Annotated in this window: 20 protein-coding genes; 1 reads left to right on the top strand and 19 read right to left on the bottom strand. The window is 45.2% G+C overall.

The features are described 5' to 3' along the window. Nucleotide 1: 1 nt before the first annotated feature. The 6 genes from KO512_RS19810 to glmU all read right to left on the bottom strand — a co-directional run bounded on the left by KO512_RS19810 (nucleotide 2) and on the right by glmU (nucleotide 10,878). Nucleotides 2-2,272: a TerB N-terminal domain-containing protein gene (locus KO512_RS19810; protein WP_215954049.1), complete on the bottom strand. Its 2,271-nt coding sequence runs from the start codon at nucleotides 2,270-2,272 to the stop codon at nucleotides 2-4. Nucleotides 2,273-3,064: 792 nt separating this feature from the next. After that, nucleotides 3,065-4,648: an ATP-binding protein gene (locus KO512_RS19805; protein ID WP_215954048.1), complete on the bottom strand. Its 1,584-nt coding sequence runs from the start codon at nucleotides 4,646-4,648 to the stop codon at nucleotides 3,065-3,067. Nucleotides 4,649-4,658: 10 nt separating this feature from the next. Then, on the bottom strand, nucleotides 4,659-6,725 hold the full coding sequence (locus KO512_RS19800) for a DDE-type integrase/transposase/recombinase (RefSeq protein ID WP_215954047.1): 2,067 nt from the start codon (nucleotides 6,723-6,725) through the stop codon (nucleotides 4,659-4,661). After that, nucleotides 6,715-7,533 (bottom strand): TnsA endonuclease N-terminal domain-containing protein, encoded by an 819-nt coding sequence (locus KO512_RS19795; protein WP_215954046.1) that lies wholly within the window; start codon nucleotides 7,531-7,533, stop codon nucleotides 6,715-6,717. The genes KO512_RS19800 and KO512_RS19795 overlap by 11 nt, the downstream gene beginning before the upstream one ends. A 135-nt stretch (nucleotides 7,534-7,668) precedes the next feature. Next, nucleotides 7,669-9,498: a glutamine--fructose-6-phosphate transaminase (isomerizing) gene (gene glmS, locus KO512_RS19790; protein ID WP_215954045.1), complete on the bottom strand. Its 1,830-nt coding sequence runs from the start codon at nucleotides 9,496-9,498 to the stop codon at nucleotides 7,669-7,671. A 12-nt stretch (nucleotides 9,499-9,510) separates the two neighbouring features. After that, a complete protein-coding gene (gene glmU / locus KO512_RS19785) occupies nucleotides 9,511-10,878 on the bottom strand; it encodes a bifunctional UDP-N-acetylglucosamine diphosphorylase/glucosamine-1-phosphate N-acetyltransferase GlmU (RefSeq protein ID WP_215954044.1) in 1,368 nt (455 codons plus the stop codon). Nucleotides 10,879-11,015: 137 nt separating this feature from the next. On the opposite strand from glmU, the gene KO512_RS19780 reads away from it, so the two are divergent. Then, complete coding sequence (locus KO512_RS19780) at nucleotides 11,016-11,756, top strand: TrmB family transcriptional regulator (protein ID WP_215954043.1); 741 nt, start codon at nucleotides 11,016-11,018, stop codon at nucleotides 11,754-11,756. A 163-nt stretch (nucleotides 11,757-11,919) separates the two neighbouring features. On the opposite strand, the gene KO512_RS19775 is transcribed toward KO512_RS19780, so the two are convergent. From KO512_RS19775 to mnmG, 13 genes are all read right to left on the bottom strand, one after another. After that, the gene (locus KO512_RS19775; RefSeq protein WP_215954042.1) at nucleotides 11,920-12,345 is read right to left on the bottom strand and encodes a F0F1 ATP synthase subunit epsilon; all 426 of its coding nucleotides are present in this window, start codon (nucleotides 12,343-12,345) and stop codon (nucleotides 11,920-11,922) included. Between the two features lie 34 nt (nucleotides 12,346-12,379). After that, nucleotides 12,380-13,756 (bottom strand): F0F1 ATP synthase subunit beta, encoded by a 1,377-nt coding sequence (gene atpD, locus KO512_RS19770; protein WP_215954041.1) that lies wholly within the window; start codon nucleotides 13,754-13,756, stop codon nucleotides 12,380-12,382. A 37-nt stretch (nucleotides 13,757-13,793) separates the two neighbouring features. After that, on the bottom strand, nucleotides 13,794-14,657 hold the full coding sequence (gene atpG / locus KO512_RS19765) for a F0F1 ATP synthase subunit gamma (protein WP_215954040.1): 864 nt from the start codon (nucleotides 14,655-14,657) through the stop codon (nucleotides 13,794-13,796). 74 nt (nucleotides 14,658-14,731) lie between these two features. Beyond that, nucleotides 14,732-16,276 (bottom strand): F0F1 ATP synthase subunit alpha, encoded by a 1,545-nt coding sequence (atpA, locus tag KO512_RS19760; protein ID WP_215954039.1) that lies wholly within the window; start codon nucleotides 16,274-16,276, stop codon nucleotides 14,732-14,734. A 15-nt stretch (nucleotides 16,277-16,291) separates the two neighbouring features. Then, nucleotides 16,292-16,828: a F0F1 ATP synthase subunit delta gene (locus KO512_RS19755; protein WP_215954038.1), complete on the bottom strand. Its 537-nt coding sequence runs from the start codon at nucleotides 16,826-16,828 to the stop codon at nucleotides 16,292-16,294. 12 nt (nucleotides 16,829-16,840) lie between these two features. Further along, complete coding sequence (locus KO512_RS19750) at nucleotides 16,841-17,311, bottom strand: F0F1 ATP synthase subunit B (protein ID WP_215954037.1); 471 nt, start codon at nucleotides 17,309-17,311, stop codon at nucleotides 16,841-16,843. Between the two features lie 63 nt (nucleotides 17,312-17,374). After that, nucleotides 17,375-17,611 carry a F0F1 ATP synthase subunit C gene (gene atpE / locus KO512_RS19745; RefSeq protein ID WP_215954036.1) on the bottom strand — a complete coding sequence of 79 codons (237 nt, stop codon included), beginning with the start codon at nucleotides 17,609-17,611 and terminating at the stop codon, nucleotides 17,375-17,377. A 63-nt stretch (nucleotides 17,612-17,674) separates the two neighbouring features. Continuing rightward, a complete protein-coding gene (atpB, locus tag KO512_RS19740) occupies nucleotides 17,675-18,511 on the bottom strand; it encodes a F0F1 ATP synthase subunit A (protein ID WP_215954035.1) in 837 nt (278 codons plus the stop codon). Nucleotides 18,512-18,527: 16 nt separating this feature from the next. Continuing rightward, complete coding sequence (locus KO512_RS19735; protein ID WP_215954034.1) at nucleotides 18,528-18,944, bottom strand: ATP synthase subunit I; 417 nt, start codon at nucleotides 18,942-18,944, stop codon at nucleotides 18,528-18,530. 155 nt (nucleotides 18,945-19,099) lie between these two features. Continuing rightward, a complete protein-coding gene (locus KO512_RS19730; RefSeq protein ID WP_215954033.1) occupies nucleotides 19,100-19,987 on the bottom strand; it encodes a ParB/RepB/Spo0J family partition protein in 888 nt (295 codons plus the stop codon). Nucleotides 19,988-19,990: 3 nt separating this feature from the next. Then, nucleotides 19,991-20,797 carry a ParA family protein gene (locus tag KO512_RS19725; RefSeq protein ID WP_215954032.1) on the bottom strand — a complete coding sequence of 269 codons (807 nt, stop codon included), beginning with the start codon at nucleotides 20,795-20,797 and terminating at the stop codon, nucleotides 19,991-19,993. Nucleotides 20,798-20,799: 2 nt separating this feature from the next. Further along, nucleotides 20,800-21,426 carry a 16S rRNA (guanine(527)-N(7))-methyltransferase RsmG gene (gene rsmG / locus KO512_RS19720; RefSeq protein ID WP_215954031.1) on the bottom strand — a complete coding sequence of 209 codons (627 nt, stop codon included), beginning with the start codon at nucleotides 21,424-21,426 and terminating at the stop codon, nucleotides 20,800-20,802. Beyond that, a complete protein-coding gene (gene mnmG, locus KO512_RS19715; protein WP_215954030.1) occupies nucleotides 21,426-23,315 on the bottom strand; it encodes a tRNA uridine-5-carboxymethylaminomethyl(34) synthesis enzyme MnmG in 1,890 nt (629 codons plus the stop codon). Before mnmG ends, rsmG begins: the two co-directional genes overlap by 1 nt. Nucleotides 23,316-23,704 lie beyond the last annotated feature (389 nt).

Here is a 23,704-nt window from a genome sequence, read left to right as displayed (position 1 = left end):
TTTAACCTTCTATCTCTTCTAGGATTTCCTGATCGACATAAATAGCGTCACCGTCCTCTTCAAGTACAGCTGCATCCACTTTTTCAAATGACCAGTCATTAATAGTTTCCAATGCTCCACTAACCATCAGGCCATAATCACGGCATAGTGCTTCCACTTCTTCACGAGCCCATTTATCTTTTCGTATCAGGCTTTCAAACAACGCATAATGCGGTTTATCAATTCCGGTTTCTTCATCTGGTACAGAGTTATCCATAGATGAATCACTGGATTCATCTTCGGGTTCGTCCTCTACAAATATAGCGCCTAACATGCTTTGTACATCTTTGGTTTCTGATTCATGTATTGCGAGGATACTTTCATCGAGCTGGAATGTAGTGGAAGCTGGCGAAATAGTTTCTGATTGAGGGCTGATGGATCGTGCTCCCGTTTTACTTGATGACATTCCATGAATATCTCCAGTAACAAGGGTTTTATCTAATCCTAGTAAGATATAGAGCTTTTCAAGCTGTTTGATTTCTTCCGGATCAATTTTTCCATCAGCCATCGCAACACTGACCAATATGCGGCTAACTGCTGATTTTTCTGTTTTACCGAGCAATTCCACTCTAGCTTTTAAGCCCGTGACATTTGAAGGTGTATTAAGTCTCCATACAAGATAGGCATGTAGTGATCGTTTCTCGGTAGGCGATAAATTAGTATCGTGGTCAATGAGTTGAGTTAATAAATGCAATTCCGCCTGATCGACATGTGAATCAATGGTGGCGATCATGGCGCCTAGACGCAGTGCCATACCCATTTCACTAAATGCTTTGGAGGGTTCAAAGTATTTACCATGTCCTTCAGGAAATAGAACCAGCTTTCCATCTGCGCTTGTTTTAGCATGGTGGTAACGTGTATCGGGTGCTATGCCGTAACCGGCTTTTTGTGCAAGGTTCTGAATTAATTCAGCTTCCTTTTTGTTGATCTTGGCAGGTAATGGCAATTTGGTATATGTCCAGAACTCTTCAACACTTACCAGCCCATTTTTCGTTGAAATGGCATCATCCGCCCATTTCTTAAACTTTCCTAATCCTAGCGTAGCACCCACGTCACTAAGATCGTCCGGCAGTAATAATACGGCTTCAATATCGGTGCGGGATGTGTCGGGTTTAGCAAGGTAGCGGCTATACGCATTTAATTCAGTAGTACATTCATCTGCAATAACAATAAGTTTATTTACAGGGCCTTTCAAGCTGCTTGGGTCGGGAAGATCCTGTTGAGGAAATGATACTCCACGCAAAGAAGAGCTAGCAGGATGATATTCAATCTTTAACCGTGTTTTATTGGGTTTGACGATAATGCCGTCCCCATATTTTTTGCTATAGAGGCGTGTAAACATCTGGCTGAACTCATAGCTACAACGCCGCGCCGGTTTCTTTAGATTATAATCCGGATAAAACCTAACCCATGCCAACGCTAGTTCAGCAGACACGGGCTTTTCTTCATTTACCGTTCTGGCTAGACGATGCTTAAATAGCAGTGAATCTCTTTGAGGTGTTTTTTCAAGTTCCGGATGTGACACTACGTGAGGCCGTAATAGACACATTATTTCTAAAAGACGTGTAGCATAATTTGAAAAGGAACGACTACTACCGTAAATGCCTTTTAAGCGTAGTATTTCGTCAAACAACGATTTAAATTCCGTGTCATCCACCGCCTGTTTAATTGAATCAACAGTAATACGCCTTTCAATGCCATAGAAATAAATAAACACATAACCTAAAGGTGTCTCTGGATCACTTCTATTACTGGATAGCCAACTAAGGAAAGCACCACGCCCTTTAGGTGTTAGTGAGATAAATTTCGGCCAATATCCTAAACTTTCATCTTCATAATTTGATGGCTTGTTTTCAATTTTTAGCGAATCATCAACTAATGATGCTTCCGTTCCGTACCCATCTAACGAACTGAGCTTCCCTCCAAAATAAAAATTACCGCTAGTAAATGCTTGTCCCTTTATGGTGATAGATTCACCGGATTTTATCCATTTTCCCGGCGTTTTGTTTTTGCTTCTTTCCTCCTCATAGCCGTACGAAATACTGAAGGTAGCCAGATCATCGTCACGATTACTGTTCGCAACATCCCGATTATTTGTAGTTACAGTTACACGAATTTCATTTTCGGAACTTGATCTATTATTCTTATGAGCTTGCTGTTTTGAGGGCGTTGCCATTGCTTTGATCGCGTAGTACAAAATCACTGTACCTCCTATTAATAACCAGAACTCCATATTCGCCTCAATCGTTATTCATGTAGGACAGCCTTTTTATCTGTCGTATAATTTATTTTAATCCCTAGTAAGCTTGTATGGCTCATAAAGTCATTGTAAACCCATGGATGGGAGAAGCTATGTATCGAAGAAGCTCTAAGTATCAGGAGTCTGAGGCTCAGTTCGCAAAGGCAAAGGCTGTCAGAAAGATAGGGAAAAGGATTAGTGGTGTTCATCCTGAATACCCGTCTGAGCAGCCTACGTCGCGCAGGTTAGTTGCAATAACAGACTATGATACAGGTACTCCCAGTACCCATCGTGTATAACTATATCCTAGAAGCTTATTAATGACTACAAAGGCTAGTTTGTTCTGTTTTTTCTAGTGATCGCGTAGCGGCGATTGCTGTCGGCTTGCCGCACGTAGAGCGCCTTATTATTACCAGACAGGTGCTTTATTGCTAAAATCGAACAATCTGCTATCGAGTTGAGATTAGCCTCTTGATCGACTATAGCTGGATGGCAAAACGTGAGCGTCGGTTCATTCCTTGTCTACCGTATTGAACGTCCAGTTAGGAGGCCAAATTTATTGTGCCACTACATTTGTTAATTTCACTCTCAGAGGCAATTCTTCGAAGTGCCTCGGTAGCTCTACTAGCAATCTCCTTTTGTTGAACACTACAGCTGATCTGAGGATAAAAACTGAAATATTAGATCTTTGATTAATTCTATCGACATTGATGTTCCTTCAAAAACGCATAACGGCCGCATTTGCGGCTGGTTTGGGCAGCGGATGCCCTGTCCGACAAGATGCGGTTACAAATAATCTGATAATTTCAATATAACACCGGCACTTTGCATAGATTTGTAACTATTGCCTTTACTGCTAACCATCATCCGAAGATCATTCTCAACATAAGCAGGTGTCAGCTTGGTAACTTTAGATTTTTTCTTCTCTGGTTTAGGAGACTTTTCTTCTAAGCTATTGATATGAGCTATCAGCTCAAATAAGTTGCCATTAGGAAGTTCAGAAACAGCCTGTTCGGCTACAATGGGAGCAATATCTTCACCAACACCTGCTTGCTCAAGCATATTCACAAGCTTTTGTAATTTGCCTTTCTCAGCGCTTTGGCGAGCCTCTGCATGAGTATTTCCCTCTCCATGTGAATAAATAGGCTCATGTTGAATTAAGCTTGCCTTTGGTATTTCAAGATCCGCATACTTCTGAATTTCTTCTTCGCGTCTACTCTGTAGGGCTCGAATCATCGGTCGGATCATATGAAGTTCATCATTAAAAACAGTATCGACCAACTCCCTATTGATAAGCTCACGACCAATGACCACAGCGCGCGTCTGACATAGGTAGAAGAGCGTTACTGCTACATGGGCAATCCCCTGAGAGTAATCCCAAAAAAGGCCTTTTATCTCATCTGTGAGCGGCTGTGGGGACTTAAACCATTGCAAGGCCCACAGTTGGCTAAAGAATCGGTCCCAATCACTACCTTTCCCTGTTTTATCGGCTGTGTTGAACCGGTTCCAATTAATGCTTCCAAATTGTGATGCTCGTCTAGCCGAACGCATGCTTGGCAAAAAGATATCATAAGCTTTTGGTGTTCCGACAAATAAAATAGGAAGCTTAATCGTATTGGTTAACTGAACAAAGAAACGAAGAATTCTTTCTGAAGCACCCGAAACAGAACGTTCAAGATGTTGTATTTCATCAATGACAAGTAAGCCTATCGAATGCAATGCCGCGATACGCGCGAAGTCACCCAGCAACATTTCAACATTAGACCGTGGCTTTACATACTGTTGTTCGTATTCGCCATTGTTATCCAATGCAATATCTAGAGCTCGGAAAAAGTTGATACACAAACTCTTTACAGATGCGTCGTGAGGACACTCTACTTTTAACCATACCAATTGCACATGCTGATACTGAGGGTGCATAATCACTTGCGGATAGCCAGCTAAAATAGCTTCAACGGCTGTCGACTTCCCTGCACCAGAACAACCAATAACAGAGCTTGCCAATGCTTCATTACCAGCATTACGGCTAACCGTTTTAGATAGGTCTGCTGTTTTATTTAAAGTTTCCTGATAGCTTTTGTCCGCAATATTTCGGCTCAAGTAACCCTGTCTAATCATCGACGAGACGGTTTGCTCAAGCTGCAAATGTGCTTTGGTAGGATATAAGAAACTATCCATAATCCGCAGCATTGCATGCCTCCTAATATGCGCAGGCAGAGTGACCTCTTCAGGATGCACTTCAGGTATACGACGAATAAGCTGAGCGGTTTGCTGTGGAGAGTTGATAGGAGGCAACGCATTAATCAACGGGTGATCTTCATACTCAGAGATCTCTGCATCTATATAAGAAGCTGTTTCAAAAATGGCCATATTTGCTCCCTTAAAAGTCATCCAAATCAGGAAAATCAAAGCCTTGGTCAGAGCTATTTTCTGAATGAATGGGGGTTACTGTTGCTCTTTTCCCCTTACTCGACTGCTTCTTATCAGAGTCCCTGTCTTTTTGACGCTCTAGTTCTTTTTCCCCCTGCCGATTATCCCTAATCCCCTTCAGCCTTTGTGAGTCGTTAGTTAAATCAGCATTTTTTTGCCTATTTTTGCCAAGCAGAGCGATTTTTTCTAGCTCTCCCTGCACATCCGGCGCTTTATAATCCGCCTCTTGCTTCGCTTTAGCAATCGTTCCCTTAGACTCCTTCTGAATAGTCATTGCTTCTATGAGACTCATATCTTGGTAGCGACGACTGCGCGATTGTAATGAGCACACCCAAACACTATCAAACTGCCGATCAGGCCGAACATAAAGAATATTGGTATCTAACGTGTTATAGGCAACGGTAATGCTCTTTGGTCTTTTAGAGGCTTTGTTCTTATGAAACCAACCTAAGCTCACCGCTTCAGAGCAAGTGTAATACAACCCCTTAAAACAGATACCTAGCGTTGAAACTGTCGCCCTGCCGTGAGGTAGTAAGTTAATAGCCGTTAGCTTTTGATCTACTTCTCGCAATACGCCTGTGCGGTTACTGATTCCCCAATGCCATAGCCGAACAGGAATCGGAGGGAGGTCTGTTGGCATATCAAACTCAAAATCATATTTTTCTAATGGGACAGTCGTATTGCGATTGATCTCTGAAATAATGACCATCTTTGTAAAGTCGAATAATGTTAAGTTTGCCGATAACTCATTACGTTTACCGGCTTTCTTTTTACCATTAAGAGGTTCAACCTTGCCTTGTACATAAGGCAATATATCCACATGCATCATATCGAAGGATTTTTCCACTACTCCTTTATCGTTACCGCGATAGGCTCGTGTATTAGAGAGCGTAATACCAAACCGATTAACCAATATATCCCCATGCTTACCTAACAACTCACCACGGTCAGCTGTAATGGTCGCAGGTGTCCCTACGCTAGGCCAATCATCATAAGAAATTTCTATTCCATATCGACGGCAATACTCAACTTTGTCACAAAAAGCATTGGCTAACGCAACTGAAGCAGTAGCCCATGAGGGGTTCTCTAAACCTACATATAACCCAACCGTCATTCGGCTAAATACGTCTTTTACCTTGTAAATAATTGGGCGGCCAATGATTCGATTAGGATCAAGCTCGGAAATTAAATATATATCAGCAATCGTGGCATCTATTTCATAGCGAGCTCCAGGACCAAAATTATTAGCCACAGAGGTGCTTTTAAGAGGTGCTATATCTTTTTCGTACTCAATACTGGATGTACGCGCCTTTACAACATCAGGTTTGCTGTAATTTTTTTCGAAAAAATAACGAAACTGCCTCATCGTGGGCAAGTTTTCGGAACTAACTTCTGGATGTCGAGACTTAATCAAACCAATAGCTTTAATACGAGCTTTTGACAAAAAAATATCATCTCTAATGAGGTAAAAGCTCTCTATTGCTAAACGAAAGATTTCAGCTATCTCATCCGTAATAACCGTACCTTCTCCAGACGTAATCGTCCGCTTACGTCCTAGCTTACTTGTGGTGTTTCTTCGCTCTTTGCCCGGTGCTCCACAATTTTTATAATTTGGTGTTAAAGCATCTGGAGTCATGCCTCTTTGCCAATACCGCCTTAATTGACGAGTGATATAGAGCCGTGACCCTCCCACACTATCAAGAAGAGCTTTGATACGCTTATTACGTGATCGTTTATCAAACAACTCTGTGTAATCATCAAGTAAAGGCAATAAAGTCTGAAAAGCACGATCTCTCGCTTTTTCAGACTTTGAGTTTGGCTCAGGAGTTATCAAAATAACTGGATCAGGTATTTCCTCTAATCCTAACCTCTCAAATTCAGAAGCCTCAACCCGATACGGCCATGTTTTATCATCATTAATATCTATCAACATTAAGAAATCAATATCATCAAAGACAACTCTCAGCTGAGAAGGAGGCTCAGAGTAAGGGTCGATATATACTCGATTAAGATACACCGAAGACTCCTCTATCGATCGAATCAAAGCTTTGAACGAGAGCAATATCAGAACATAACCATTGCCTAAAGGCTTTATCTAAAGGCACATCAATTAAGTTAGCTGCTATCGATTTACGAACAACCCCCATATGAAACCCAGGCTCGCATGAATACTCATCATCAAGTGTAGAACAAGCTGTAGATAGCCGTTTATTGAGACCACTCAGTCGCTCAACAACTAATTGAATATCATGATCAGATAATTCGGTATAAAGACTATTAGAATTTCGATGTGCGGCATGAAGCCACTCTAAATTCTCTTTGATAGCAGGCGTAATTTGATATTCAGTAAACAGCTTCCATTCATAACCCTGCTGTTCCCAAAAGACTTTTTCAATTTGCAGCTTTTCGACGGCCCTTGGGTCATCTAAATTATCGGTATACTTCACAGCAATAGCTAAGCCAGACCTATTTGCAAACTCTACAACAAGGTCTGTAGTAACAACTTTCAGCTTTCCGTACATTTGAGGGTGCTTGATCCCTAATCGCTTACAGATGCTTAAACTATCTGCAATGGGTAAAGGAAACTGTTCCTTTATATCAGTTGTGAGTTGATAGCGATCAAAAACAAGGAAGGCAGATAACTCCAGTCGGGATAGCAAATGATGTGAACGAGCTGAGTTCCTACCGAATATACGATAACTCTCACCCGTACTACTTATCTCATGTACTTTGATGAAAGGCTCATAATCCTTACCAGATCCAACACCTCTGGTTTTAAGTCGCTTTTCATCTTTCGGATCTAACGGCCTTTCTGTATCTAGCATATCTTAGCCCCTTACTATTGACTCAGAATAGCAAGAGACCAGAAAATATCAAACTTTATTGTAAAATATCAAACTTTATTGTAATTTATCAAACTTTATTGTCATCTCACAAGGACAAACACTATGATGAAGCGTCTATTCGACCGTCACTGATTTTGCTAGATTGCGTGGCTGATCAATATCGGTGCCTTTAAGTACGGCGACATAGTAGGCCAGCAACTGAAGCGGGATCGAGTAGATGATCGGCGCCATCACCGTCGGTACATCCGGCAAAGTGATCAACTCAAGATCAGCGCCAGGTTTAACTTGAGCTTTGGAATCAGCAAATAGGAACAATTTGCCACCCCGCGCGCGCACCTCTTCAAGGTTTGCCTGTAGTTTTTCTAGCAGAGAGTTATTCGGAGCAATCGCGACGACCGGCATATCTTCGTCAACTAATGCCAGAGGGCCGTGTTTCAGCTCACCGGCGGGATAGGCTTCTGCATGGATATAGGAGATCTCTTTAAGCTTGAGAGCGCCTTCGACCGCCACCGGATAAATAGTACCGCGCCCTAAAAATAGCGCATGGTGTTTATCGACAAAGTGTTCGGCCATTTTCTGAATCTGTGAATCCAGTGTTAATACCTGCTCTGTTAATCCGGCAAGCTGCTCTAACTGGGCTACAAAGTCTGCTTCGCCCTCCAAACCATAGCGACGCCCCAAGACTAAGGTCGTCAGCATCAATACCACTAGTTGACTGGTGAACGCTTTGGTTGAGGCCACACCGATCTCAGGACCCGCATTGGTCATAATCGCCAAATCGGACTCCCGCACCAATGAGCTGCCAGCCACATTACAGATTGACAAAAAGGCAACATAGTCCTGCTCTTTAGCTTCCCTAAGAGCGGATAACGTATCAGCCGTTTCACCCGATTGAGACAGGGTAATAAAGAGTGTGCCGGGCATACAGACTGTTTTGCGATAACGGAATTCGCTGGCCACTTCGACCATGCAGGGAATACCCACCAGTTTTTCGATCCAGTAACGGGCGACTACCCCAGCGTTATAACTCGTACCACAGGCGACAATCTGTACCGCTTTTACTTGATCAAACAGTGCAGAGGCATCGCTACCAAACACCTGCTCCAACACATGCCCTTGGTGAATCCGACCTTCCAGTGCATTGCGGATTACCTGAGGCTGCTCATAGATCTCTTTGAGCATATAGTGACGATATTCACCTTTATCGGCGGCATCGTGGCCGTGTTCAAATCGCTGTATATCCCGCTCAACGATTTCACCAGCGGCATTCTCAATATTAACCTCGCAACGACTGATAACAGCGAGGTCACCCTCTTCCAGATAGATAAAACGATCGGTCACCTGTAGTAGTGCCAGTGGATCAGAGGCAATAAAACTCTCCTCAACCCCTACGCCAATCACCAGCGGACTGCCCATACGGGTCGCCAATAAGAGATCCGGTTGCTGCTGATCGATCACCGCTAATGCATAGGCGCCATCTAACCGGGTTAAGGTTATCTGCAACGCCTCTTTCAACTCTTTTCCGGCGATGACTTCCCGGTGAATCAGATGGGTGACCACCTCGGTATCGGTATCCGATAGAAACTCATAGCCATCAGCACTCAGTTCTTCTTTCAGTGCCGTGTAGTTCTCGATGATACCGTTATGAACCACCGCGATACGGTTGTCAGACAGGTGCGGATGGGCATTTCGTTGCTCCGCTTTACCGTGGGTTGCCCAACGGGTATGAGCGATTCCCAGATGACCCGGCAAGGGCGACCCGCTTAACGCAGCCTCTAACTGAGCGACCTTACCCACCCGTTTGAGACAATTAAGTTGACCAGTTTCACTGTTTAAAACCGCCATTCCAGCAGAGTCATAGCCCCGATATTCCAGTCGTTTAAGGCCCTCCAGCAGAATCGCTGAAATATTCCGGCCGGCGATAGCGCCTACTATTCCACACATGATTCCGCTCCCTTAAGATTTTTTAACTGGACGCTGCCAGTTATTCAGGTTTGTCTGTTTCGCCCGGGTCAGTGCCAGTTGCTCAGCCTCGACCGTTTTAGTGATCGTTGATCCAGCGCCCACCGTGGCACCTGCGCCAATTTTAACCGGCGCCACTAACGCACTATTCGATCCGATAAAAGCACCGTCGCCAATCTCGGTAATCGATTTGTTCACCCCATCGTAGTTACAGGTAATCGTGCCCGCACCAACATTCACTTCAGCACCAATCTGCGCATCACCGATATAACTCAGATGGCTCACTTTGCTGCCTTCACCAATAAAGGCTTTTTTAGTTTCGACAAAATTACCGATTTTAGCGTGGCTCGCCAACTGACTTCCGGGCCGTAACCGAGCAAAAGGACCTATATCACAGTGATCAGCAACCACCGCTTGTTCTAATATTGAGTTCGCTTTGATATGACTACCAGAGCCAATAATGGAATCTTTAATAATACAGTTGGCTTCAATCGTGACATTATCGCCAATAGTCACTTTGCCTTCGAGAATAACATTGATATCGATAGCGACATCGTGGCCAACACTCACCTCACCGCGCACATCAAGCCGCGCCGGATCAGCCAGAGAAACCCCTTCCAGCATTAAAGCTTCCGCCTGACGCCGCTGATACCAACGCTCAAGTTCAGCTTGTTGTAAACGATTATTAACCCCCTGAACCTCTTGCTCGGTTGCTGGTTGAATCGCCTGAATACGAACACCCTGTTCAGCAGCCATCGCAATAATATCGGTTAGGTAGTATTCTCCTTGAGCATTGTTAGAAGACAACTGAGGTATCCAGTCACTCAATAGTTGTGCCGGTAACGCCAAAATACCCGTATTCACTTCACAGATAGCTCGTTGCGCTTCGCTGGCATCTTTATGCTCAACAATGGCAACCACATCACCGGCATCACTGCGCATGATACGCCCATAGCCGGTCGGATCATCGAGATTAACCGTCAATAAACCAAACTGACCACGTTCAGCGATCTTAACCAACTCAGCCATGGTTTCAGTTTGAGTAAGTGGCACATCACCGTAAAGCACCAGCACTACCCCATCATCAGCAATATTGGGCATTGCTTGAGCGACCGCATGACCGGTGCCTAGCTGTTCTGCCTGTAAGGCGAACTGTACATTTTGGCCTGACAAAGCGGTCTTAACATGCTCTGCGCCATGTCCAACGACAACATGAATATTGGCATTATCCAATGACCGACTATTGTCGATCACACGCTGTAACATCGATTTTCCACCGATGCTATGTAGTACTTTTGGTAAAGATGATTTCATTCGGCTACCCTGACCTGCAGCCAGAATAACGATATCAAGGGTATTCAAAGCGGTGACTTCCCTAGTTAATTACAGCCGCGATCCAATATGATGCTGTCAGCTGTTGACACAAACGGTGATTTAACAGAACTTTAATCTAATTGGTTGTATATGCAATATCAAATGTCAGAGAAAAATTGACAATTATGAATGACGAACTGTTTGAACTACTCGGCCTGAGCAAGCGTGAGATCACTCTTTACCGAGCATTGCTCTCGCTTGGGCCGAGTGCCATCCGAACAATTGCCGAAAAAGCGGGCATCAATCGAGGCACCTCCTACGACTGCCTAAAAGAGATGCAACAAAAAGGTATTGTCACCTATCTCCCCAAAGGTAAACGCCGCTTATTCAGCGCTCGAGAGCCCGAGGTGCTATTACAATTAGCGGAGGAGCGTCGTCATTCTCTGAATTCAGCCATTGATCAGTTAAAAACCAAAGTCGTACCAGAATTGCACCATCTCATGCCCGACTTTAATACCGCCAATGTCAGTTATTATGAAGGCGATAGTGGCATCGAGCAGGTACTCCGGGATATTCTCAATACCGTTGAAACTCAGCAGCCCAAACGCTATTCAGTGTTTTCGTCAAAACCCATTCGTAATCACCTGTACCGACCTTTCCCCAACTTTACCTCACAACGGATTCTGAAAGGTATCGAGGTAAAAGTGATCGCCATTGGCGAAGGCGGCGAAGATGCCGAATTGAGTGAACGAAAGTGGATTAAAACGGAAGGTAAAGTCGATGCGGCTTATATCGCTGTTTATCCGCCCAAGTGTGCGATTATCTCCCTAGCCTCAGCTAACTACCCCACTGCTGTGGTGATTGAATCAAAAGAGGTGGCCACCGCTCAGAAGATTATCTTTGATACGCTATGGGGACTGCTTTAAGGGATAGACCGAAGTCGGTGCTTATTCACTCGTTTACACGCGGTTTATAACAACGAGCAAGTCAACTTTTTGTAACAATCGAGTCACTGCTTTAAAGTTTTGGCAAAAAAAAAGCGACCCTAAGGTCGCTTTTTTATTCGAGTAGCAGTTTAGTAAGACTGGATTATTTACCCAATTTCTTACGAATCTGCTGAATAGTACGCAGTTGAGCTGCAGCTTCGGCCAATTGAGCAGTCGCACGGGAATAATCCAGTTCGGTACTCTTGTCAGCCATCACATGTTCAGCATGCTTCTTCGCTTCTTCTGCAGCAGCTTCATTGATGTCACCCGCACGCAGTGCAACGTCCGCTAGGACAGAGACTTTGTGTGGCTGAACTTCGATGAATCCACCAGAAACGTAGAAAATCTCCTGCTCACCACCCTGTTTCCTTAGCTCTACAGGACCTGGTTTCAGTTCCGACAGAAGCGGAGCGTGACCTGGGTAAACACCCAGATCACCCAGGCTACCTGTCACTGAAACGAACTCGATAAGACCAGAGAAGATCTCTTCTTCAGCACTTACGATGTCACAATGAACAGTCATAGCCATGTTGTTATCCTTTTAAAAGATTAACTAAGCGCACTTACATGCTCTTAGCTTTTTCAACCACTTCGTCAATACCGCCAACCATATAGAACGCTTGCTCTGGTAGGCTATCGTAATCGCCTGCAAGGATACCCTTGAATGCGGTGATAGTGTCTTTCAGAGAAACGTACTTACCTGGAGAACCAGTAAATACTTCAGCTACGAAGAATGGCTGAGACAGGAAGCGCTGAATCTTACGTGCGCGCGTTACAACCTGTTTGTCTTCTTCAGACAACTCATCCATACCTAGGATAGCAATGATGTCTTTCAGCTCTTTATAGCGCTGCAATACACCCTGTACCTTACGAGCAGTATCATAATGCTCTTGGCCAATAACCAGTGGGTCCAACTGACGTGAAGTAGAATCCAGTGGATCAACCGCAGGATAGATACCCAGCTCGGCAATTTGACGAGACAGTACAACTGTTGCATCAAGGTGCGAGAAAGTTGTTGCTGGTGATGGATCGGTCAAATCATCCGCAGGTACGTATACCGCTTGGATAGACGTGATAGAACCCGTCTTAGTCGAGGTGATACGTTCCTGAAGAACACCCATCTCTTCCGCCAGTGTTGGCTGATAACCTACCGCAGAAGGCATACGACCTAGCAGTGCAGATACTTCTGTCCCTGCCAGTGTGTAACGGTAGATGTTGTCAACAAACAACAGTACGTCACGACCTTCGTCACGGAATTTCTCAGCCATGGTCAGGCCTGTCAGCGCTACACGCAGACGGTTACCTGGAGGCTCATTCATCTGACCGTATACCAGAGATACTTTATCCAATACATTGGATTCTTTCATCTCATAGTAGAAGTCGTTACCTTCACGAGTACGCTCACCTACACCCGCAAATACGGAGAAGCCAGAGTGCTCGATCGCGATGTTACGGATCAGTTCCATCATGTTAACGGTTTTACCTACACCGGCACCACCGAACAGACCAACTTTACCACCCTTCGCGAATGGGCATACCAAATCGATTACCTTGATGCCGGTTTCTAGCAGTTCGTTAGAAGCTGCTTGGTCAGCATAAGAAGGTGCCTTACGGTGAATAGGCATACGCTCTTCTTCACCAATAGGTCCACACTCATCGATTGGGTTACCCAATACATCCATGATACGACCCAGTGTTGCTGTACCGACAGGTACAGAAATTGGCGCACCAGTATTAACTACGTCCAGACCACGGCTAACGCCTTCCGTCTGACCCATAGCGATTGCACGTACAACACCATCACCCAGCTGCTGCTGAACTTCAAGTGTGAGGCCTTTTGCCTCAACTACTAGTGCATCATAGATCTTCGGTACATTGTCTCGTGGGAATTCCACGTCGACGACTGCGCCGATAATCTGAACAATACGTCCGCTACTCATGTTCGGATCCTCTTAACATTTAAACCTGTTAACTGCCTTATACAGCAGCAGCACCACTTACGATTTCAGAGATTTCCTGAGTAATCGCAGCTTGACGAGCCTTGTTATAAACCATTTGCAGCTCATCGATGAGGTCACCGGCGTTGTCAGTTGCATTCTTCATCGCCAGCATTCGTGCTGCCTGTTCACAGGCATTGTTCTCAACCACCGCCTGATAGACGAGGGACTCAATATAACGAACCAGTAAGCCGTTCAACAGCTCTTTTGCATCGGGCTCGTAGATGTAATCCCAGTGATGGTTAAGACGGTCATCATCGTCTTCTGCTTTCAGCGGAAGAATCTGCTCTACTTGTGGATGCTGCGTCATCGTATTAACGAATTCGTTAGACACGATAAACAGCATATCCAGCTTGCCTTCATCGTAAGCATCCAGCATCACTTTGACGGTACCAATCAGCTCAACTAATTCAGGTTTATCACCCAAGCCAGCTTTTGCTGCGGTTACATTACCGCCATAGGTTTTGAAGAAGCTTACAGACTTAGATCCCAAAGCACAGATATCGATTTCGATGTTCTGGTCTTTGAACTCTTTCATCTTGGCAATTGCTGCTTTGAACCCATTAATGTTCAAGCCACCGCAGAGACCACGGTCAGTCGCTAATACAATGAAACCGACTCGCTTTACTTCGCGCTGTTGCAGATACAGATGCTTATATTCAGGGTTGGATTTCGCCAGGTGCTGAATTACGCTACGGATATTCCGAGCGTAAGGACGACTTTCCTGCATGCGATCCTGAGCTTTACGCATTTTAGATGCAGCCACCATTTCCATAGCGCTGGTAATCTTACGTGTACCCTGAATACTGCTTATCTGTGTCTTTATCTCTTTTCCGGCTGCCATAGTTCCACCTATTAAACCTTTACTTAGTTCAGGCCTGCACAATCGTTCATACAGACCCCCACTCTAATGAGCAATTACCAAGTTTGGGTAGATTTGAACTTTTCGATACCAGCCTTAAATTGAGACGAGATCTCATCGTTGAAAGCGCCACTTTCATTGATCTTAGCCATTACATCAGCATACTCGCTGTTGAAATAAGCGATCAAAGACGCTTCAAAATCAAGGATCTTGCTCAGGTCGATATCGTTCAGGAAGCCTTCGTTTGCAGCGAACAGACTCAAACCCATGTCAGCAACTGACATTGGTGAGTACTGCATCTGCTTCATCAGCTCGGTGACGCGCTGACCATGCTCAAGTTGAGCACGAGTCGCATCATCCAGATCAGAGGCAAACTGAGCGAATGCCGCCAGTTCACGATACTGAGCCAGAGCCAAACGAACACCACCACCCAATTTCTTGATGATCTTAGTCTGAGCAGCACCACCTACACGGGATACAGACAAACCAGCGTTAATAGCTGGACGGATACCTGAGTTAAACAGATCCGCTTCTAAGAAAATCTGACCATCGGTGATGGAGATAACGTTGGTTGGTACGAATGCAGATACGTCACCACCCTGTGTTTCGATAACAGGTAGAGCAGTCAAAGAGCCTGTTTTGCCCTTAACTTCACCCTCTGTAAATTTCTCAACATAGGTTGGGTTAACGCGTGCAGCACGTTCCAGCAGACGGGAGTGAAGATAGAATACATCACCTGGATATGCTTCACGACCCGGTGGGCGGCGCAACAACAGGGAGATTTGACGGTAAGCCCAAGCTTGTTTAGTCAAATCATCGTATACGATCAGAGCGTCTTCACCGCGGTCACGGTAATATTCACCCATGGTACAACCAGCATAAGGCGCTAGAAACTGCATCGCTGCAGGATCAGAAGCACCCGCAGCAACAACAATGGTATGTTCCATTGCGCCGTGCTCTTCCAGCTTACGTACTACGTTGGCAATAGTGGACTGTTTCTGCCCGATTGCTACGTAGACACATTTAACACCGGTGCCTTTCTGGTTGATGATAGCGTCAATTGCGATCGCAGATTTACCAATCTGACGGTCACCGATGATCAGCTCACGCTGACCACGGCCAATTGGCACCATGGCATCAATGGATTTCAGACCTGTTTGTACAGGCTGATCAACTGATTGACGCTCGATTACACCCGGTGCAACCTTTTCTACAGCGTCAGTCAATTTAGTTTCAATTGGGCCTTTGCCGTCGATAGGAATACCCAGGGCGTCTACAACGCGACCCTGCAATTCCGGACCAACAGGTACTTCCAAGATTCGGCCAGTACAACGCGCGGTCATACCTTCTACCAGACCCTGATAGTCACCCAGTACAACAGCACCGACAGAATCACGCTCAAGGTTGAGCGCCATACCGTAGATACCGCCAGGGAATTCAATCATTTCCCCGTACATTACGTCAGCTAGGCCGTGAATCAAGATAATACCGTCAGAAACGCTGACAATAGTACCTTCATTACGTGCTTCAGAAGAGACATCAAGTTTCTCGATGCGGCTCTTAAGAATCTCGCTGATCTCAGATGGATTCAGTTGCTGCATGTTTAATCCTCACACTCAGGAGTTCATTGCTTCGGCTAGCTTAGCCAGTCGAGCACGAATAGAGCCGTCGATAACCATATCATCGGTTCGAACGATCACACCACCAATAATGGATTTGTCCACTTCGGTAGTCAGACTCACTTCGCGGCCAAGCTTGGAGCTCAGTGCCTGAGTTAATTTTTGTTGCTGCTGCTCGCCCAGATCAAAGGCAGTTGTCAGATTCACTTCAACACTGTGTTGTTGATTTGCTTTCAACTGTTCAAACTGTTCAGAGATCTCTGGTAACAAAGCCAAACGCTGATTTTCTGCCAACAAATGGATAAAGTTCTTTGTTGACTGATCCATCTGCTCTTCGCAGACAGAGATCATTGCCTCAGCTTTTTGCTCACGTGTAAAGCTAGGGTTATCCAGTACCAGTTTCATAGTCTCATGCTTAGCGACTGCCGTAGCAGTTGCCAGCATTTCAGACCACTGGTCAAGACTTCCCTTAGCCACAGCGTGCTCAAAAGCGGCTTTGGTATAAGGCCGAGCAACTGTATTGAGTTCAGCCATCGTAAACCTCGCTTAAAGCTCAGCAGCTAGTTTTTCAACAAGCTGTGCGTGCGCATTAGCGTCAACAGACGCTTCAAGAATTTTCTCAGCACCGGCTACTACAAGAGCAGCAACATCGGCACGTAGAGTTTCTCTGGCACGGTTAGCTTCCTGATCGATTTCAGCTTTAGCAGCTGTGACAAGGCGAGCTGCCTCTTCACGAGCTTTCTCTTTAGCTTCATCAACGATCTGGTTAGCTCGCTTATTAGCCTGTTCAATGACGGCGGCGGCTTCTTCCTTGCTCTTACGCATATCGGCAACAGCTTTTTCTTGAGCTAGTTCCAAATCACGTTGAGCGCGGTCAGCAGCGTCTAGACCATCAGCAATCTTCTTTTTACGCTCTGCTAAGGCACCAGTAATTGGTGGCCATATGTACTTCATGCAGATCATTACAAAGATTGCGAATGAGATGGCCTGACCGATGATGGTTAAGTTAATATTCACGCCATTACCCCTCGCTGTTCATTATTACGTTATAACTCGATGTAGATAGTTTCTATCCGAGAATTACGCAACAGCGAACATCAGGTACATACCAAGACCAACACCGATCATAGGAACCGCATCAACCAGACCCATTACGATGAAGAAGTTAGAACGCAGCAAAGGCACTAACTCAGGTTGACGGGCAGCGCCCTCTAGGAATTTACCACCCAAGTTACCGATACCTACAGCGGCACCAATTGCAGCAAGCCCCATCAGTATCGCAGCAGCTAGAAATACTACAGCATTAGCCATTTCCATCAGTTTTTCTCCATTAAAGTTTCAAAGTTAAAGTTAAAGTAAAAAGTTAAACCCGCACACTACTTAGTGATCATCGTGAGCCATAGCCAGGTAGACAATCGTCAATACCATGAATATAAAGGCCTGCAGAGTGATAACTAAAATATGAAAGAGAGCCCAAGGCACAGACAACATCCATTGTGCCCAGAACGGCAACATTGCAATCAGGATAAAGATCATTTCACCCGCATACATGTTACCGAACAAACGCAGTGCCAGAGAGATCGGTTTTGCTAACAAGCCGACAACCTCAAGGAACAGGTTAAATGGTAAGAACCATTTACCCAGAGGCATGAAAGACAACTCAGCTAAAAATCCACCAACACCCTTCTGCTTAATACTGTAGTAAACGATCAGGAAGAATACACTGAAAGCCATACCCAGCGTTGCGTTTGGATCGGTCGTTGGCACCATTTTCATGTAACCAACGCCCATTTCTTGCGCTATGAAAGGTACCCAATCGACCGGTACCAAATCCATCAAGTTCATCAGGAATACCCAGATAAAGATGGTTAACGCCAGCGGCGCTATCAACGCATTTTTATAATGAAAAATACTGTTTACATTGTCATCAACGAATTCGACTATCGATTCGACAAAGTTTTGTACGCTACCCGGTACGCCAGAGGTTGCAGCGTTTGCAACTTTCTTAAATAACCAGATAAAAAACAAACCCAGTCCAATAGACCAGAGCATTGTATCCACGTGTATTGCCCAGAAGCCAAAATCCTCTGGCATGATACCGTGTGAGGTATCAACAAAACGCCAGCTATCGGTACCCTCATGGTAGCCGAAAGTCAGATTCGTCAAGTGGTGGGATATATACTCTGAGGATGTTAATGTGTCACCGCTACTCGCCATTCTCAGTTCTCTCGTTTCAAAGTTTTAGGAATTGGTCGTCTACTTTCATTTGCAGATACCAGTTAAGCACCTGTAACAAAATAAAAGTAAGAAATAAGGGAAATGGGCTCACTGGTTGAACCAAGATAAAGACCGCTGCAAAGCAGAAAATCGATATCACCATTTTCCATATTTCACCAATATACATATCCGCCAGCACCCCTCTAGGGGTATTCGTCTGGCGACCCAAGACTCGCCACGCAAAAAAAGCATTCGGCAACAAATATAAAATGCCACCGATTAAAGCCGAGTATGCCGCAACAACACTATGTAGCAGTGCCGCTAAAGCGATGGCTAATGTTACCGCCATCTGTATCTGAAAAATTCTCTTTACCTTCGCCCGTGTCCACTGAGTAAACTTGGCTCCAGGTACTCTTTTTTTTACTTGTTTCACAGATACGTTCGAATACTTAGCTCTTTAAATGCCGAATTTTGCATAGATCATCCTAATCAGCGAGCCGATTATATGGGGTTAAGGCTTCAGACTCAACCAGTCAATAAGGGTTTTGCACTAATGTATTAAGCGGATCGATACTACTTGATACTTTATTACCTTAAGTGGGCCAAAATGGCCGTTAAAGCATCGGCAGATTCGTAATTTATAGTAATCTTGCCCTTACCTTTAGGATTCTGATTGATCGCAACTTTCGCCGCAAAACGCTGCGATAGCTCCGTTGCTAACTGTTCAAGCTGAGGATCTTTTTTCTTTGCTGCCGGCGGCGGTGTCGCTTGCCCTTCTGATTCGCGTAACTTTCGTACCAATTCTTCGGTTTGACGGACAGAGAGTCCACGGCCAGCGACACCTTGGGCGGCTTTTAACTGAGCATTTGTATCTAATGTAAGTAATGCGCGCGCATGCCCCATTTCGAGATCGCCATGCTCAAGCATTTTCTTTACTTCATCAGAGAGATGCATCAAGCGCAGCAGATTGGTCACCGCTGAGCGGGATTTGCCGACTGCATCAGCCACTTCTTGCTGCGTCAGCTCAAATTCTATTTTCAGTCGATCGAGTGCGATCGCTTCTTCCATCGGGTTAAGATTTTCACGCTGGATGTTTTCAATTAGCGCCATCGCAATCGCTGCTTCATCGGGTACATCACGAATAATCGCAGGAATCGTCTCTAAGCCAGCCATCTGGCTCGCGCGCCAGCGACGTTCGCCAGCAATAATCTCATACAGATTATCCGCAATCGGACGCACCACAATCGGCTGCATTACACCTTGAGCTCTGATGGAGTTGGCCAACTCTTCTAATGCTTGCGGCTCAAGATCGCGACGGGGCTGATATTTTCCTCGCTGAATCTGATCGACCGACATCAGACAGTAGCCATCTTTACCGTCTTGTTGAATCTCTGTTACAGCTTCCTCTGCATATTTAGTACTGGTTGATAACAGTGCATCCAGTCCTCGTCCTAAACCACGCTTTTTAGCCGCCATCAATCAGTCTTCCTGTTCCTGTTTATCTGCCTGTTTTTTATCATGTTGCTTCGATTTACGAATCAACTCTCCCGCTAGTGCTAGGTAGGCCACCGAGCCTCGCGAGTTTTTATCATACATCAACGCCGGTAGCCCATGACTAGGCGCTTCCGCCAAACGAACATTCCGAGGAATAACCGTGCGGTAAACCTGATCACCAAAGTATTCAACCAAATGATCTGAAACATCTTTCGTCAGACTCATTCGAGGGTCGAACATGGTGCGTAGAATACCTTCAATTTTCAATGAGGGATTCAAGCGTTTGTTAATTTTATTGATGGTACCAACGAGTGAACTGATCCCCTCCAATGCATAGTACTCACACTGCATCGGAATAATCACACCGCTAGAGGCGGCCAGCGCATTGACCGTCAATAAATTAAGTGAAGGCGGGTTATCAATCAGAATGAAGTCATAGTTAGCCTTTACTTTCTCCAGCGCCATTTTCATTCTGAATTCACGGCGCGGCAACTGTAATAGCTCGACTTCGGCGGCGGTTAAATCACCATTAGCCCCAACCAGATCATATCCAGCGGGTGCATCGGTGATAATAGACTCTTCCATGGTCGCTTCACCAATAAGCACCTCATAGACTGAGTTTTTCAGATGATGCTTATCGACCCCACTCCCCATGGTCGCATTGCCCTGTGGGTCCATATCAATCATCAGCACCCGTTTCTTGGTGGCAGCGAGAGACGCCGCTAGGTTAACGCAGGTCGTTGTTTTGCCTACGCCACCTTTTTGGTTGGTGATGGTTAATATTTTGGTCACGTTCAAGTTCTCCCTAACATCAGCAGATGCCGCTCGCCTTCAGTGCCTGGCACATTCAGACGGACACTTTGACGCAGATTAATAGACTCGGGTAATAACTCAATCTCTTCAACAGGATACATGCCTTTCATTGCAAGAAAAATACCGTCGTTGGCACACAGGTGCGTTGTCCAGTGAAGCATATCTTGTAATGATGCAAATGCCCTTGATATCACCCCATCAAAGAGTACGTCAGGTGTGTATTTCTCAACCCGTTCATGGATTACATCAACATTATCCAACCCAAGCTCCGCTTTCGCCTGAAACTGAAAGCGGCTTTTTTTAATATTACTGTCCAGCAGTGTAATCGGCAGATCAGGACGGCAGATCGCCAGCGGTATTCCCGGCAGTCCTGGACCACTGCCCACATCAATTAAACGTTCAACATCGATATAGGGCAACACACTCAAGCTATCGATCAGGTGCCGGCTGATCATCTCTTCAGGCGAGCGCACTGCCGTGAGGTTAAAGGTTTTATTCCATTTAACCAGTAATGCATGATACTTCAGCAATTGGATGTACTGCTCATCGCTGAGCTGTAGATCAATTTGTTGGCACTGTTGTTCGAGTAAATCACGGTACTGCGGCATCAATTCAACGCCTTCTTCTGGGTCATCTGTTTCTTCTTCAAGTGAATCAATAACAACGAAATGGCCGCGGGTGTCATGCCCTGAATCCGTGCCGCTTGAGCAATACTTTCGGGTCTGACCTGTTCGAGCTTAGACGTCAGTTCATTGGACAAACCACCAACCGAGGCATAATCAAAGTCGAGCGGTAACAGCGTATCTTCCTGACGCCGCACTTTTTCGATATCTTCTTTTTGACGGTCGATGTAACCCGCATATTTGATCTGAATCTCAACCTGTTCAGCCACCTGTGGATCGGTTACCGGTACGCCTTTCAAACCCGCTACCGCGGCGTAATTCAATTCTGGGCGCTTAACCAAGTCTTTGAGATTATATTCACGGTTAATCGGTTGTTGTAATTTTGCATTCAACACGTCGGCTTCCGGTGTGCCCGGCTGTATCCAAGTTTCTTTCAGACGTTGGTTTTCCAGCTCAACGGCTTCACGCTTATCGCAGAAACGCTGCCAGCGTTCATCGTTGACCAAGCCCAACTCACGACCTTTTTCGGTCAAACGTAGATCCGCATTGTCTTCTCGTAAAATCAAACGGTATTCCGCTCGACTGGTAAACATACGGTAAGGTTCTGACGTGCCCATGGTAATAAGGTCATCGACTAGCACACCGAGATAGGCTTCATCACGTCGTGGATACCACTGATCCTTCTCCTGAGCACGCAGGGAGGCATTAACACCCGCCAGTAACCCCTGAGCCCCAGCTTCTTCATAACCGGTCGTACCGTTGATCTGACCGGCAAAATAGAGACCATTGATCACTTTGGTCTCTAAGGTGTGCTTTAGATCCTGCGGATTGAAGAAATCATATTCAATGGCATAGCCTGGTCGGGTGATAAAAGCATGTTCAAACCCTTTGATCGACCGCACCGCCGCCAGCTGAATATCAAATGGCAAACTGGTCGAAATACCGTTGGGATACAGCTCATGGGTTGTCAGCCCTTCAGGTTCAACAAATACCTGATGACTGGTTTTATCCGCAAAGCGAACAATCTTGTCTTCAACTGATGGACAGTAACGTGGGCCAACACCATCGATCACACCGGTGTACATCGGTGAGCGATCAAGACCCGAGCGCAGAATATCATGGGTGCGCTCATTGGTATGAGTAATATAACAACTGATCTGACGGGGATGATCCGCGACCGATCCCATAAACGACATAACCGGTGTGGGTGTATCGCCAGGCTGTTCCTGTAACAAACTGAAATCAACACTGCGAGCATCAATACGTGGAGGGGTGCCGGTTTTTAAACGGTCAACCCGTAGCGGTAATTCACGTAAACGGTCAGCCAATGCAATCGATGGGGGATCTCCAGCTCGACCGCCTGAATAGTTGTCTAACCCAATATGGATCTTACCTCCGAGAAAGGTACCAACCGTCAGCACAATATTATTAGCAAAGAAACGTAATCCCGCTTGGGTAACCACCCCTTTGACGTCATCACCTTCAATAATCAGATCATCAGCGGCTTGCTGAAACAGCTGTAGGTTTGGCTGGTTCTCTAGAATTTCACGGATGGCCGCTTTATATAAAATACGATCCGCTTGAGCACGGGTTGCTCGAACAGCCGGACCTTTTCGAGAATTAAGCGTACGAAATTGAATACCACCTTTATCGGTGGCAATAGCCATTGCTCCGCCTAACGCATCGATCTCCTTCACCAGATGACTTTTACCAATACCACCGATAGCAGGGTTACAAGACATCTGACCCAACGTTTCAATGTTATGGGTTAACAAAAGTGTTTTAACGCCTGTACGAGCAGCAGCCAGTGCTGCTTCCGTTCCAGCATGGCCACCACCAATTACAATCACATCAAAGTGGTCAGGATAATCCACTGCTTAACCTCATTATCTAATTAAAGAGAGCCTGAATTTTTATGCCTGTAGGCAGTGGCTCAGAAAAAGGCGCTAAGTATAAACCTAAGGGGTCAATATAGAAATGGTTAAACTTTGAACACCTTTTAATCAACTTCTCTTTTTATGTTTTTATATATATTAATTAAATATGTTCTTAAGATATGTTCTTTATTTTTATGATTACTATTAAGCAGCCACTTTTCAGTTGATAAGCCTATAAAGAATATTGTTTTCAGATAGTTACAACGAATAAAAGGCTGTTGTATAACTGCGATTAACCGATGGATAGGGTGTCACAGAGCTGTGCGTAACTAGGCTGTTTATGCACAGGCCATATTATGCACAGCTTCATCAACCGGTTACTCCAC

Origin of the sequence: Amphritea atlantica (genome assembly GCF_018860855.1) — a bacterium.
In the GTDB taxonomy this organism is placed as follows: Bacteria; Pseudomonadota; Gammaproteobacteria; order Pseudomonadales; family Balneatricaceae; genus Amphritea; species Amphritea atlantica_A.
Note: the sequence above shows the minus strand (reverse complement) of the source record. Positions and strands in the feature narration are given on the sequence as shown.